The sequence below is a fragment of the Natrialba hulunbeirensis JCM 10989 genome (assembly GCF_000337575.1).
In the GTDB taxonomy this organism is placed as follows: Archaea; Halobacteriota; Halobacteria; order Halobacteriales; family Natrialbaceae; genus Natrialba; species Natrialba hulunbeirensis.
The window spans coordinates 1-13,899 of record NZ_AOIM01000009.1 but is presented as its reverse complement, the minus strand read 5'-3'; the positions used below and the strand labels follow the sequence as shown (position 1 = coordinate 13,899).

At 61.2% G+C, this 13,899-nt stretch carries 15 protein-coding genes and 1 pseudogene; 4 read left to right on the top strand and 12 right to left on the bottom strand.

Features of this window, described 5'->3' with window-relative positions:
* Positions 1 to 167: 167 nt before the first annotated feature.
* From coxB to C483_RS01320, 4 genes are all read left to right on the top strand, one after another.
* Complete coding sequence (gene coxB / locus C483_RS01335; protein WP_006651547.1) at positions 168 to 1,208, top strand: cytochrome c oxidase subunit II; 1,041 nt, start codon at positions 168 to 170, stop codon at positions 1,206 to 1,208.
* Positions 1,208 to 3,691, top strand: a complete 2,484-nt coding sequence (locus C483_RS01330) for a cbb3-type cytochrome c oxidase subunit I (RefSeq protein WP_006651546.1) — start codon at positions 1,208 to 1,210, stop codon at positions 3,689 to 3,691. The genes coxB and C483_RS01330 overlap by 1 nt, the downstream gene beginning before the upstream one ends.
* A 194-nt stretch (positions 3,692 to 3,885) precedes the next feature.
* A complete protein-coding gene (locus C483_RS01325) occupies positions 3,886 to 4,146 on the top strand; it encodes a cytochrome C oxidase subunit IV family protein (protein WP_006651545.1) in 261 nt (86 codons plus the stop codon).
* 299 nt (positions 4,147 to 4,445) lie between these two features.
* A complete protein-coding gene (locus tag C483_RS01320; RefSeq protein WP_006651544.1) occupies positions 4,446 to 6,581 on the top strand; it encodes a hypothetical protein in 2,136 nt (711 codons plus the stop codon).
* 490 nt (positions 6,582 to 7,071) lie between these two features.
* Here the strand turns inward: C483_RS01320 and secY are convergent, their stop codons facing one another.
* The 12 genes and pseudogenes from secY to C483_RS01260 all read right to left on the bottom strand — a co-directional run.
* A complete protein-coding gene (secY, locus tag C483_RS01315) occupies positions 7,072 to 8,562 on the bottom strand; it encodes a preprotein translocase subunit SecY (protein ID WP_006651543.1) in 1,491 nt (496 codons plus the stop codon).
* Positions 8,563 to 8,565: 3 nt separating this feature from the next.
* Positions 8,566 to 9,075 (bottom strand): uL15m family ribosomal protein, encoded by a 510-nt coding sequence (locus C483_RS01310; protein ID WP_006651542.1) that lies wholly within the window; start codon positions 9,073 to 9,075, stop codon positions 8,566 to 8,568.
* Positions 9,076 to 9,077: 2 nt separating this feature from the next.
* On the bottom strand, positions 9,078 to 9,545 hold the full coding sequence (locus C483_RS01305; protein ID WP_006651541.1) for a 50S ribosomal protein L30: 468 nt from the start codon (positions 9,543 to 9,545) through the stop codon (positions 9,078 to 9,080).
* Positions 9,542 to 10,204 (bottom strand): 30S ribosomal protein S5, encoded by a 663-nt coding sequence (locus tag C483_RS01300; protein WP_006651540.1) that lies wholly within the window; start codon positions 10,202 to 10,204, stop codon positions 9,542 to 9,544. Before C483_RS01300 ends, C483_RS01305 begins: the two co-directional genes overlap by 4 nt.
* Complete coding sequence (locus C483_RS01295) at positions 10,201 to 10,749, bottom strand: 50S ribosomal protein L18 (RefSeq protein WP_006651539.1); 549 nt, start codon at positions 10,747 to 10,749, stop codon at positions 10,201 to 10,203. The genes C483_RS01300 and C483_RS01295 overlap by 4 nt, the downstream gene beginning before the upstream one ends.
* Positions 10,749 to 11,198, bottom strand: coding sequence for a 50S ribosomal protein L19e (locus C483_RS01290; RefSeq protein WP_006651538.1), 450 nt, complete (start codon positions 11,196 to 11,198; stop codon positions 10,749 to 10,751). Before C483_RS01290 ends, C483_RS01295 begins: the two co-directional genes overlap by 1 nt.
* On the bottom strand, positions 11,191 to 11,913 hold the full coding sequence (locus C483_RS01285; RefSeq protein WP_006651537.1) for a 50S ribosomal protein L32e: 723 nt from the start codon (positions 11,911 to 11,913) through the stop codon (positions 11,191 to 11,193). The genes C483_RS01290 and C483_RS01285 overlap by 8 nt, the downstream gene beginning before the upstream one ends.
* A 3-nt stretch (positions 11,914 to 11,916) precedes the next feature.
* Entirely contained in the window at positions 11,917 to 12,450 is a 534-nt protein-coding gene (locus C483_RS01280; protein WP_006651536.1) for a 50S ribosomal protein L6, read from the bottom strand.
* Between the two features lie 2 nt (positions 12,451 to 12,452).
* Complete coding sequence (locus C483_RS01275) at positions 12,453 to 12,845, bottom strand: 30S ribosomal protein S8 (RefSeq protein ID WP_006651535.1); 393 nt, start codon at positions 12,843 to 12,845, stop codon at positions 12,453 to 12,455.
* 1 nt (position 12,846) lies between these two features.
* A complete protein-coding gene (locus C483_RS01270; protein WP_004213682.1) occupies positions 12,847 to 13,059 on the bottom strand; it encodes a 30S ribosomal protein S14 in 213 nt (70 codons plus the stop codon).
* Positions 13,052 to 13,591 (bottom strand): 50S ribosomal protein L5, encoded by a 540-nt coding sequence (locus C483_RS01265; protein WP_006651534.1) that lies wholly within the window; start codon positions 13,589 to 13,591, stop codon positions 13,052 to 13,054. Before C483_RS01265 ends, C483_RS01270 begins: the two co-directional genes overlap by 8 nt.
* Positions 13,588 to 13,899 (bottom strand): annotated as a pseudogene (locus C483_RS01260) (30S ribosomal protein S4e); the annotation flags it as partial. The gene C483_RS01265 and the pseudogene C483_RS01260, both read right to left, overlap by 4 nt.

The window sequence follows — 13,899 nt, the reverse complement described above, 5'->3', positions numbered from 1 at the left end:
ATGTCGACGGGCAGACTATGCTGACGCGAGCCATCGACAGACAGCATTCGGCAACTCTGAACGCGTCGGCCCGTTTCCAAATAGATAAGTGGTCCCGGAAACCACCGTCCGACATATAGGCGGCTCCAATAGAGGTGAATACGATCTTCAACGCATACACGACTCCGATGCAGGTGCAGACCCGGGTCGATATCTTCGAGGAGATTTTCCTCGTGTTTCTCGGCCTCGGTACGCTCGTCGGTGTCGTCGTGATCGCGTATACCTTGTACAACGCGTACAAGTACCGTGATAACGGCGACTCGAAGGCCGACGAGGATCTGCCGACGCTCGGAGAACTTCCGACAGGCGGACAGGGCGGTAAGAAGCTATTCCTCTCGTTCGGACTGAGTGCCATCATCGTCATTTCGCTGGTTGTGTGGTCCTACGGGATGCTCCTCGTCGTCGAGGACGGACCGGACACCCCTGACGAAGAGACACTCGAGGTCGAGGTCGAAGGCTGGGCCTTCGGCTGGGACTTCGAATACGAGAACGGTATCGAGACCGGCGGTGAGCTCGTCATCCCTGCTGATACACCGATCTGGACAGAGGTGACATCACGGGACGTCTGGCACTCGTTCGGGATCTCAGACCTTCGAGTAAAGGCTGACGCGATCCCGGGCGAAACTGACGAAACCTGGTTCGTCGCCGAAGAAGACGGCGACTACCTGATCGAGTGCTTCGAGCTGTGTGGCTTCGGCCACTCCGGCATGACTGCCGACGTCGATGTTCGCTCCGAAGAGGAGTTCGAACAGTGGGTCGACGAACAGCTCACCATGGAGATTACACTCGAGGACGAAGCTGAAGAACGCGTCACTGACGGCTTCGAACTCGAGCTCGTCCACGAGGAGAACGATCAGTTCGAGGAGGACCTCAGCTTCACGTACGCTGACGATGAGTTCGAGAACGGCTCCATCACGATCGGCGAGATCGAACAGGGTGGACCGTACGAGCTGACCATCACCTCGACTGACGACGAGTTCGAGACGATCGAGGAGACTGTCGACTTCACCGGCCCAACTGACGAGACCTACACGGTCGAGTTGGGAGCTGAAGACGACGAAACTGATGATGAGGATGAGGAAGAGGAAGCTGACGACGAAGCGGACGAAACGAACGACGGTGACGGCGAGGAAACCGATGACGAGACCGAAGAGGGAGGTGACGAATAATGGCTGATCTCCCACCAATGACGACGGTCAAGCGCTGGCTCGTCACGACGAACCACAAGGACGTCGGGATCCTCTACATCGCTACCGCCATCTTCTTCCTCCTGCTCGGCGGCGCGATGGCGCTGATCTTCCGGATCCAGCTCTGGGAGCCGGGCGGAGTCGGTATCCTGAGCGGGAACGAGTTCAACCAGGCAGTCACGACACACGGGCTGTTGATGGTGTTCTGGTTCCTCTCACCGATCGCCTCCGGATTCGCAAACTACCTCGTACCGCTGCAGATCGGTGCGAAGGACCTCGCGTTCCCGCGGATGAACGCCCTGAGCTACTGGTTCTACCTGTTCTCGGGCGTACTGCTGATCATCTCGTTCTTCCAGCAGGGCACCTTCGCTGGCGGGTGGACGATGTACGCGCCACTGAACGTGCCGACGTACACACCCGCGATGGAAGCGACGACGGGTGGCAACGCCGTCATCCTCGGGCTGATGCTGTTCGTGATTTCGATCACGATCGGGACGGTGAACTTCCTCGTAACGATTCACCGCTCGCGTGCGGAAGGCCTCGGCCTCTGGAACATGCCGCTGTTCACCTGGTCGTGGCTCCTGACCGTCTGGATGATGCTGTTCGCCTTCGCAGCACTGCTCGCTGCGCTGCTGTTGCTGGTGAGTGACCGCGTCTTACTGACGCAGTACTTCGCGACCGACCAGGGCTCGAGCCTGCTGTGGGCGCACCTGTTCTGGTTCTTCGGTCACCCAGAGGTGTACATCGTCTTCTTCCCCGCGCTGGGGATCATGTTCGAGACGTTCCAGACGTTCACCGGACGACGCCTCGTCGGCCGCAAGTGGGTCATCATCGCGATGGTCCTCGTGGCCGTCCAGTCGTTCCTCGTCTGGATGCACCACATGTTCCTGACGACCATCAACCTCGAGATCAAGACGCTGATGATGGCGACGACCATCGGGATCTCGCTGCCGTTCGACCTGATGGTCTTCGCGCTGATCTACACGATGGTCAAGGGACGTGTGCGCTTTACGACCCCGTTCCTGTTCAGCCTCGGCGCGCTCGTGCTGTTCATCCTCGGCGGTATTACCGGGGTCTTCCTCGGTGCCGTCGTGCTGGACTACGAGTTCCGTGGCACCTACTGGGTCGTCGCCCACTTCCACTACGTGATGGTTTCAGGGGTCACCGCACTCGTCGGTGGGATCTACTACTGGTGGCCGAAGATCTCCGGAAAGATGTACTCGGAGACCCTGGGCAAACTCAACTTCGCGGTCTACTTCATCGGGTTCAACATGCTGTACTTCCCGATGTTCCTCGCCTGGGAGACGCCACGCCGTGTCTTCCACTTCGCCGAGGGTGCCCAGATCTACCACCAGGTTGCGACCGTCGGGGCGTTCATCCTCGGCGCGTCGTTCCTGATCATGATCCTGACACTCGCAAAGAGTTGGATCTCCGGCCCCGACGCTCCCGACAACCCGTGGGAGTTCTCCCGAACGGCCGAGTGGGCGATTCCATCCCCACCGCCGCTCGAGAATTGGGACGGCCGACCAAGCTACGCCAGCGGCCGACTCGAGTTCGTCGAGGACTCGCCGGCCGCGACGGACGGCGGGGTCGCACACGGACAGGGTAACCAAGCCGAGGCCGCAATCGAGCACGAAGAGGAACACGCCGACCACGCCAGCATCTGGCCGTTCGGTATCGGTGTTGGGACGTTCGTGTTCTTCCTCGGTCTATCGGGGCTGACGCCGTACATCATCGACTTCGCTGAGGGAACGCCGAACCCGCCAGAAGGGCTGACCGGCATCGCAGCTGAGCCGAATATCATGTATCCAATCCTGACACTGGTCGGGATCGGTATCATGGGCGTGACGCTGTACAAATTCGGCATGGAGCGCTTCGAAGTGCCGGAGATGAAGATTGCAGAGCGCTGGCCGTTCGGCGGTGTCGGCAACACCAAGTTCGGTGTCTGGGTGTTCCTGGCATCTGACGTCGTCGTCTTCGGTGCCATCATTGGTGCGTATATCTTCATGCGCATCCACATGGGCTGGCACGAGTGGACGACTGTGCCGTTTGCCTCCTGGCCCGGCCTGCTCAACACCTACGTGTTGCTCACCTCGAGTTTCACGGTCATCCTCGCACTCGTGATGGCCGAACGGAAGAACAAGAAGGGGCTGCTCGGCGCCATGACGGCGACGCTCCTGCTTGGACTGACGTTCATGGGTGTGAAGGCCTACGAGTACAGCATGAAGTTCGCTGACGGCGAGTACTGGTGGTACGGCCTCGAGTACTCGATCTACTACGTCACGACCGGCCTGCACGCACTCCACGTGATTCTCGGGCTGTTCATCGCCGTGTTCATGATCTACCGGATCATCAGCGTCGATGCATACCTCGAGGACCATCGTCCGGTGGAGTTCTTCGGACTCTACTGGCACTTCGTCGACATCGTGTGGGTCCTGCTGTTCCCACTGTTCTACCTGATGTAGCGCCGATTCGCTACACAGGTTCCGATTTTGCGTTTCGGTTTGATAGTAACGTGCCGCCAGTTTGGATGACTGATACGCGATGAGCGACAGCGACGATCCAGCACGAACACGTAGACGAACATAATCGCCACCACACCGGTGTGACGGGGCGCATGAGGAAGGTATAAGTAACCGACGCTCACAATTCTACGCTAATGGCTGACCTTCGAACGTACACCATCATTTACGTCCTGCTGTTGGTACTGGGTACGGGGAAGTTCGTCTTCTTCGAGTTCGACTTCGCGTACTCGATCGCAATCGGCGGGACGATACTGCTCGCAGTAGCCAAGATTGGACTGATCGCTGCCTACTACCAGCACCTGATCGAAGAGCCGCGGTCCATCACGTACATGATGGCGACCGCCGTGTTCATGGTGTTCCTGCTCACCATCGCAGCGGGATACTCCATTCAGTAATCGGTCTCCCAGCGGGTATCGGCCGACGACCGGTTCGTTTTTGCTCGTATTTCTCACCCTCTTTCTCGCGCTCTGTCTCTCACCGCTCATCCCTCAGCTATCCGTTCGTTACGTATTCGTTCCCCTCCTCTCCATTCGTTTCGTTTATCCAGTGACAATGGCGCTCTCCTGACCGTACGACAGCGCCAGCGTACTCACACGTTCTGCACCATCCGTAACAGAAAGAGCGATAGTCCACGCTCGTGGACGATCACACGTAATATCGTGTTTTTATAACGACCGGGTCGCAACTGCATCATATGACACAGCGGCGGTTCCAGCACGACGACCGCGGCTCGACCAGCCGGCGAGAGCTCCTCATCGCCGTCGGCATTGCCGTCCTCGCTGGAATCGCCGTCCTGAGTCTCGGATTTACCTACACCTACGGCGAGGCTCCGGCGGAGTCGCTGCTCACCGCCGACACCCCACCGCACATGACGACCTACGACACCCCAGAAGCGGCTGCAGACGAGATGGGGCACGCGGACGAACTCTACCTCCTGGCTGACGACAGCGGCGTACTTGTCTACGAATCCGATTCGGCGGACGGATCGACCCAGCTCGGTGCGGACGTCACACAACAGCTCACGGAGCTCTTGCTGGGGCTGTCAGGCGGGTCCGCAAGCGAACTCGCAGCAGGCGACTCCGACAGTTCTGCCGGTGATGACGAGCCGACGGAAACGACCGCACTGGGATCGTTCGACCTCGAGCAGAGTCTCGACCAATTGTTCGCCCAGCCCACCGGCGAGACCGAGTTGGCGATCGACGTCGACGGCGAATACTCACCGGACGCAAACGAGTTCGACGCCTCGCTCTCGAGTACGATGCCGCTCACCGAGATGCCGGGACCAATGGGTGCGGAGGCAACGGAGACGACGCGAGCACAACAGGGAACGCCGGTGCAGTCCGTTTCGGAGCCGCCGACATCCGCGGAGACGAGCGGAACGATGGAAATGACGCCCGAAACCGTGACCACGAGTGGGAAGTGGGCTGTCGTTCACGAGCGAGCGTCGGAGGAACCAGTCTCGGATCCAGAAGCGGTCGGAAACACGACGCCCGCTGCGACCACCGAGCTCACGCTCACTGACGACGGACTCTCCGACGGCTACCGGCTCTCCGTCAGTCAACTCGAGTACGTGAACACGACTGGCGACGCGGGAGACGACGCCGTCCTCTCAGACCAGACAGCACTCTCGAACGCACTCGAAGCAGAGTACGACACCATCGCTGCAGCGTTCGACGGCGAAAGCGACGTAGAACTCCACCACCACGAGTACGCGGTCGTGGAGAACGGAGGGGGCGAAGATGGGACCGAAACGGCTCGTCTCGAACTCGAGTACACCGTGACGTACACGGGGATCGACGACGGAATCGAGGCGATGTTGGCGACCGAACTGGCTGAGCACTCCCAGGTGTCCACACAGGAGGCGTCCGAAATCGCGAGCGGGGTGACGGCGCTCGACCTCGAGACGGTCACGGTGTCGCGGACGACGACGCACACGGAGACGGAGACGCGAACGGTGATCGATTGGGAGGTCGCGATCGGGAACTATCAGGAAACGGCGCGGGCACTGGCGGGTGTGACTGTCTCTGGAGACGAGAACGGGACGGCTGCCAACACGACGGACGACACGCCAGCAGCGAACCTGACGTCCGACGAACGCGTAGCGGAGACGCTAGCTGCACAGACCGCAGCGAATCTCCGGACGACAACCGAGTGGAACGCGTCGATCGATGTAGTCGATGTCGACGAGGAAGGAGACAGCGATCACGAGCAGACGGCAGCCGTCCCGCAGGCGACAGTCGACGCGACAGTGACGGGGACGACCGATAACTGGAGCGACTACGTCGAGGAACGCACGGACCGCGGGTTCGAAGACCCTGCAGCGGTTTCGTTCTCGCTCGCTGCCACGGATGTCGATGGGGAACTCGACCTACACGGCGAGTTCGAACTCCCGCAGTCGACGGTTGCCGACCGAACCCTCGGCTTCATCACGGAGTCGCTCGGTCCGGACCCGCTCGGCGGTCAGACCGGGTCGGAGTTCGTCGACATTCTCGAGGAGTGGAATCTCGACCTCACGCGAACGAGCGTTGAACTGGGTGACGATACTGTCCGCATTACCAGTGGCGCAACCGTCGAGGATCTGGGAACCCTGGTCGATCAGGTCGGACCGGCCGAGCTCGTTCCGGGCGGAACGGCGGTCGAAGACCAGCCCGAGCGGACATACGTTCACGTCGCCGACCTCGGTCTCTCCGAAACGGTGGACCGGGATGCGCCCGGGCGGGAACTCGAGTCGCTTCCGGTCGTCGACGACAAGACGACGCTCCACGGCGTTGGGGGCTGGGACGGCGAGGAAATCGTCGTCGAACGGGGCACCAAGAGTGAGGGAGGATGAGTTCGAAATCATCGAATGTGCTTTTGTCTGGCCCGGTGTGACGTTCGGTCTCCTACTGTCGTCCACTGCTCCTGCTCTGAATCGAACACGAGTCAGTAGCGACTCGAGTACGGTGCGATTGCTGAGCGGACCGTTATGTCGTGGCTTGCGGAGAACAACACGAACAGCTAGCAGGGTGTGGGTTCGAGAAGGCACAGCCACAGCAGGCGAGAGCTGCGAGTCGAGAGCGGAGTAGTGAGTGGTAGTGGTGAGAGACGAGAGCGGAGTGGGGAGTAATGAGGGACAAGCGTAGAGTGGTGAGCAATGAGAGCCGAGAGACACAGGACAAGAGGACGGCACCCGACAGACGAGGAAGAGACTACACCTACTGGCCGGAATCTACTGAGACGTGTCTCACGGGACGAGATGGCGCGAAGGTGAACTGACCATAGACCGCAAAACAGCGTCAGACGAGAAATCGAAGAACCGCAAGAGACTGCGTGGGAACAGTCTACTCTTTACCGAACATCTCGCGCATCATCGGGTGCATCTCCATCATCTGCTCTTCGGCAATCTCCTCGTAGAGCTTGTAGGTAATGGAGACGGCCAGCAGCAGGCCGGTCCCGGTAACTGCACCGATCGTCCCGAGCATGTTCGCCCAGACGGCGAGCAGGCCGACGAGTGCGCCACCGATGACGGTCACCTGCGGAATGTACCGCTCCATGACCTTCTCGATGACGCCGACGTTCTGTCGGAAGCCGGGGATCTGCATGCCAGAGTTCTGGATCTGCTGGGCGGTCGCTTCGGGGCCCATGTTGGTGGTTTCGACCCAGAAGATGGCGAAGATGGCACCGCCGATGACCATGAACGTCAGGTCGACGCCGATGCGGATCATCACCATCCAGGCTTCCTGGGCGACTTCACCAGTCCACCACATCCAGTCGGTGGTATCGTAGATCGGTGCCGTGTAGTAGAAGAATCCACCGACGGGCTGGCCGTCAGAGTAGGTTCCGAGCCACGGCAGCTCTCGACCAAAGAGCGAGATGACGGTCGAGTCACCGGTCTGGCTGTTGAGGATCTGGCCCATGAACTGGATGTTGGCCTGCAGCGCCCGAACGAGGATCATCGGCAGGACGCTCGCGTAGATGAGCTTCACTGGGAAGCGACCACGAGCACCCTTCACACGGGCGTGGCTGAGTGGGATCTCCACCCGCACGGACTCCGCGTAGACGACGATCGCGAATATCAGCAGCGTCGTCAGTAGCGCGATGATCTGTCCGCCGTCACTCATCAACAGGGTGTACAACCCGTCACCGGAGACCAGCGAACCGACCTCCATCTGACCCGTGAGGATCAGGTACCAGTTGTAGAAGAACCCACCTTCAGTGGGCTGGATGAACCCGGTTACGAGGCGCTGGCTCACGCCGGCGATGATGAACAGGCCGATCCCGCTGCCGACGCCCCACTTGCTGACGACCTCGTCCATGTAGAGGATGAGGACGCCGCCGATGAAGATCTGGGTGAACATCAGCAGCTGGATCTGGGTGCTATCGAAGGTGAATCCGCCGAGCGTGAGCGACTGCTGAGCTGGCAGGAAGCCGCCGGCGAACACCATCGGAAGCGCAGTTAACGCCGTCATCACGATGACGAGCAGTTTCTGCAGTCCCTGGTAGAGGACCTGATCACGTGGGTCGTCCGTATCGAGACCCAACAGGTTTGCACCACCGAGCAACTGCAAGACGATGCTTGCCGTGACGATCGGTCCGATACCGACCTGCAACAGGGACATGTGCTCGCCCGCGAGGACGGCACGGAACTCCCCGAAGAGGTCGTCTGCCTGCCCGGCTTCGATGCCGAGCAGCTGGATGTTCGTCAGGAAGAAGTACAACATCAGGATGCCGGCCGTCCACGCCAGCTTGCGCTTGAAGGGGACGTGCCCCTCTGGACGGCGCACTGCGGGCATCCGTGTTAAGACCGGTTCAGCGGCTTCCTTCCATCCCATATGTTACTCCTCGTCCTGTTCGTCGCCTTCAGCGTCGGCGTCGGCTTGCGCCTCTGCTTCGGCCGCTTCCTGTGCACGCTCGGAAAGGACGGCTTCGCCACCGGCAGCCTCGATCTTCTCGCGGGCTGCATCGGAGAATGCGTCAGCCGTCACTTCGAGTGCGTTCCGGACCTGTCCGGAGCCAAGCACCTTGACGACATCGACCTCGTGGCCATCCTCGACGATATCGCGTGCGTCGAGTCGGTAGCCGTCGTCAGTCTCTTCGGCTTCATCCTCGGCGACATAGAGGATCGCATCTTCATCCAGCTTCTGGATGTCGATCTCCGCGACGTTCTCGCGGATCCCCTGCGGTCGCTTGAAGCCGTGTTTGCCCTTCGGTTCGTAGTTGTGGAACTCGTGTTTGCTTCGCCCGGCGCGTCCGCGTCCACCACGATGGCCTGCTCCACGTCGATTCTTGTGGGAGCCACCGCTGTGGGTGCGCGATCCACGCTGGCGTCGTTTTTTGCTCGTCATTGTTATCGCATCGATTCTAACAGGACGTTAATTTCCTCGGTTGTATGCTTTCCGAGTTGACCGCCCTCCGCGGTCGGCTTCTTGATCCCGTCGTGACCGCCACGCGGTGGGTGCAGTCGCAGCGTCGGCGACAGTCCCTGCTCGCGAAGGGTCGTTTCCTCCTCAAGGAGCGCCTCGGCGAGCGCACCGAACTCGTCGTAGTCGGTGTTCTCGGCGAGCCACTCCTCGTCCACGTCAGACTGGCGCCCCTCGAGTGGCTCCGCTCGCTTGGCGAGCAGCGTCTCGAGTATCTCGGCGTCAGGCTCCCCGTGGGCAACGAAGTCGTTGACCTTGTTGACCATGCCGACGTAGGCGTCGGTCTCGGGAACGAGCGCGCAGTGGTTGTTCTCGTGGATGTTGAGCATCTCCAGGGTGTCCTGGATATCCTGGTTGCGGTTTACCTCACCGCGGACCTGAACGACAGCCTTCATTGGTCAGCCACCTCGGCTTCGTCGCTGTCACCGCTGGCACCGCGCATCTGTGGCTGGCGCGACTGCGAGGCGTTCTCGAGTGCGTTGAACGTCGCCTTCGCGAGGTTCACCGTCGTGCGGGTGTTGCCGTGACTCTTGGTCCAGGCGTTTTCGATGCCGGCGAGATCGAGGACGGCGTGAACCGTGTCACTCGCAGCGAGTCCGAGCCCTTCGGGGGCTGGGATGACCTCGACCTCGACGGAGCCGGCCTTGCCGGTCGTCTGGCGGGTCAGCGAGTGTGGACGGTCCGAACGGTCCTCCCACGAACCGGAGCCACGCGGGACCTTGATGATGTTCAGCTTCGCGATACCGATTGCCTTCTGGATGGCAGACCCGACCTGGTCGTCTCGGCCTTCCGCGTAGCCGACGTAGCCATCGCGGTTGCCGACGGCGACGACGCAGCGGAACTTCACGCGTCGTCCGGAGTCGGTCATGCGCTGGACCATGTTGATGTCCAGCACTTCGTCGTCCAGTCCGGGGAGGAGCTGGTCGACGAGTTCGGGCTCCTTGAGCGGGAGTCCGGAGTTGAGGGCGTCCTCCATCGTGTCGATTTCGCCCTCCTGAACCATCCGACCGAGACGGGTAACGGGTTCCCATCCGCTGTCGTTGTAGTTGCTCATTCGAGAATCGCCTCTCGTACCTCGTCGAAGTGTTCTGGCAGTTCTGTTGCGTCGAAGTCGCCGCTGTACAGCGGCTCATCGAGCTGTTCTGCGTACTCGGCGATGTGTTCGCCGCGGGTACGCGACCAGTCTGCGAGCACGCTGTCGTTGTGCGGGATCTCGAGACCGGCGTCGATTGCACCTTCCTGCACTGCGAACACCTTGTTACCGGGCGTCGCCGTGTTGAGGCCGATGTCGAGGACTGCCTCCTCGACACCGTTCTCGACGGCGCGCTGGCCGGCCAGCAGGCCGGTCAGGTACGCCGCGGAAATGTTACTCGTGGGTGCGTCCCAGCCGTACTCCTCGAGATCACTCGAGTGTGCGCTTGCGAGCGTCTCGTCCCCCTGAGGTCCGGGAACGATCAGCTGCGCCGTAGTGTGCTTGTTGCTCTTGCGGGCAACGAGGCGGGGCTTACCCGATTTCAGCAGGCGCAACCTCTGGTGGTAGTCCGTCCGGACCTCACGGCGACGCCGCATCGGCACTTTGTATCGTGGTCCTGTCGCCATTATTGGTCACCGTAGTTTTCGTCGATGTAGTTCAACAGGTACCGGACGCTACGGAACTCCCCACCGCCAGCCTTCTTGTAGAGCTCGCGGTACTGCGTGGGCGTCAGTTCGCCCTTGTCGCGGAGTTCGCGCAGCTTCCGTCGCTGTGCGCGGATCTTGTTCTGCCAGTCGTCTTTCTCGTTCTGGCGTGCGCCCTTCTTACCGCGGCGCTTGCCGGGCCCCTTCTTGTGGCCGTAGGCACGCTTTGCGTTACGCTCGCGTGCGCGACCGCGGGAGTTGCCCGTGGCGTCTTTCGCCTGAATGCGACCGTCCTGGACGAGTTCGCGGATCTCGTCGCGGGTGATCGCTTCGGCGATGTCAGCCTGGGAGTCAGGGTCGAACCAGACACGATTCTGACCGACGTCTAAGACGTCGGCTGCGAGTCGTTTCTGTGCGGACAGATCAGTCATCGGATTCCACCTCGACCTCTTCGTACGTTGGGTTCAGGACGCGAACGCCCTGGTCTTCGGCGACTTCCTCGATGCGCTCGCGCTTGCGTGCGCCAACGGACGAGGAGATACGGGCTGCTTCCGTGTCGCCGTCGACTCCTTCGAGGTCGTCGACGTTCTCGACGTAGACTTCCTCGAAGCCGCTCGGGTGCTTGCCCCGAACGGGTTCTGGGGTGCGGTAGCCGGCCTGGACCTTGGGGCCCTTGCCCTTGACGCCCTTGCGTTGCTTCGAGAGCTGACCGCGTGGGCGTCGCCAGGATTCCGGCGTGCGCTTTTTCTTGTGGTAGTCCTGTCGGTTGAACTGCGGCTTGCCTTCGCTCTTGCGGCGCTGAAGGAGCCGTGCTTCCTCGTCGGAAAGCTCCGGCGTCTTCTCGGTCAGGCCGCGGGCCTGCAGTTCGGTTTCGACGTCGTCGTCGACTTCTTCGTCAGCTTCGTCGACGCCTTCGTCTTCGATCTCGGCCTCGGTCTCCTCGGAGACCTCGAGATCGCCGACGTCAGCCTTGATACGCGCTGCGAGCGCGTTGCCGACGCCGTCGGCTTCTGCCAGTTCGTCCTGGTCGGCTTCCTTGACGTCCTCGATGGACTCGAAGCCGGCCTCACGAAGGGCGTCTGCCTTGCTGGCACCGACGCCGCTGATGTCCTCGAGTTCCTGTGGGCTGTCGTCTTCGTCTGCCATCTATCAGGCACCTCCTGCGGCGGGTTTTTCGGTGATGTAGACCCCGTCCTGGAAGACGCGGGTGTCCTTGCCCTTGACTTTCGTCAATTGCTCGATGTCTGCCGCCGTCTGGCCGACGTCCTCCTTGTTCGGACCGGAGAGGACGAGGCGTTCGTCGTCGACGGAGACGTTGGTGTCACCGTGGATAGTCGTACGTCGCGCTGCCTTTTCGCCGAGGAAGTTCTCGATGACGACTTCGTCGCCTTCGGCGCGGACCTGCATCGGGAAGTGAGAGTAGAAGACTTCCATCTTGTACTCCCAGCCGGAGGTCACGCCGTGGAAGGCGTTCGAAATGTGGCTCTCGAAGGTGCCGACGGTCGCGTTCGTCTTCGCGTCCTCGGCGTCGCTTTCGATGACCACGGTGTCGTCCTCCACATCGACGGTCACGTCGGGGTACCAGAGGCGGCGGGTGACGCTGCCTTCCGGTCCGTCGACGGTCACGTCGAGGTGGTCGATCTCGACGGTTACGTTGTCGGGGATGTCCAGTTCAACTCGCATGGTTAGTAGACGTATGCGATCACCTGGCCACCAATCCCCTTCTCACGAGCCTCGTAGTGGCTCATGATGCCGTCACTCGTCGTGACGACCAGCGCGCCGAAGTCTCGAGCCGGGAGGAATCGCTTCTCCCACTTCTCGAAGTCTTCAGCACCGGCGCTGTAGCGGGGCTTGACGGGGCCACACTCGTTGATCGCTCCTTTCAGTTCGACCTCGAACTGACCGGCTTTACCGTCGTCGACGTACTCGAAGCCGTCGATGTACCCGCGGTCGTAGAAGACCTCGAGTACGCTGCCGATCTCGTTCGAGGCGGGTGTTACCTCGTGGCTGAGATGCCCCACGCTCTCGGCGTTGTCGAGTCCCGAGAGCGCGTTGCTGAGTGGATCGTTTCCAGTCATATTATCGATACTTCTTGAATCCCATGTCGCGGGCAATCTCGCGGAAGCACTGGCGACAGAGGTTGATGTCGTACTTGCCGACGAGCCCCTGTTTACGGCCACAGCGCTGACAGGCCGCTTCCTGTCCGGTGCGCTTTGCGGCGTGCTCTCCGGTGCGGTCACCTGCGTCAGTCGCTTCCGATTCCGTTTCCGGTCCCTGTTCGCTTTCACTCATCGTCGTCCTCCGTGGAGACGTCTGCGTCGAAGTTCGCCTCGATGAACGCGATTGCGTCCTCGGGGGTGAGTCGATGACTCGACGGGATCGAACGGCTTGCCTTGTCGCGCTTGGCGACGCGGTAGCCTGGGCGGACCAGGTTGACGGTGACGTCCATGCCGTAAATCCCGACGTTCGGGTCGTACTCCTGGCTCGGGAACTCGGTGTGTTCCTCGACGCCGAAGCTAAAGTTGCCCGTGTCGTCGAACTGCGTCGCGGACAGCGTCGCGAGCGGCAGTGCCTTCTCGAGGAAGTCGTATGCGTCCGTTCCGCGAAGGGTGACCTTCGTCCCGATCGGGTCGCCCTGGCGGATACCGAAGTCAGGCTCGGTCCGCTTTGCCTGCGTGCGGACACTCTGCTGTTCGGTGACTTCTTCGATGATGTCTTCTGCCTTGCCGAGTTCGCGACCACCCTGACCGACGCCCATGTGGACGACGACCTTCTCGACGCGCGGTTCGCGCATCTCGTGGAATCCGCTGTCGGCTTCGCTCATTCGTCATCACCCGTGAAGTTCTCGTCGATGACGACGACGTACTCCTCGACGGTCTCGAAGGCACCGTCGTCCGTTTCCACGGTGACGATGTTCGATCCGCTGCTTTGAGCGACCTCGATCTCGACGATCTCGCCGATCTTGCCACCGTGGTTACCACGGATGGCCGTCACGAGCGCGCCCTCTTCGTACGGGAAGTGAGCGACGATCGACTTGTCGTCGTTGTCGACGACGATCGAGTCCTTGGCGTTGTAGTCGTCCTCGTCGATGAGGACGTTCGTTCCGTCGTGCAGCGTCAGCTGAGTGTCGCC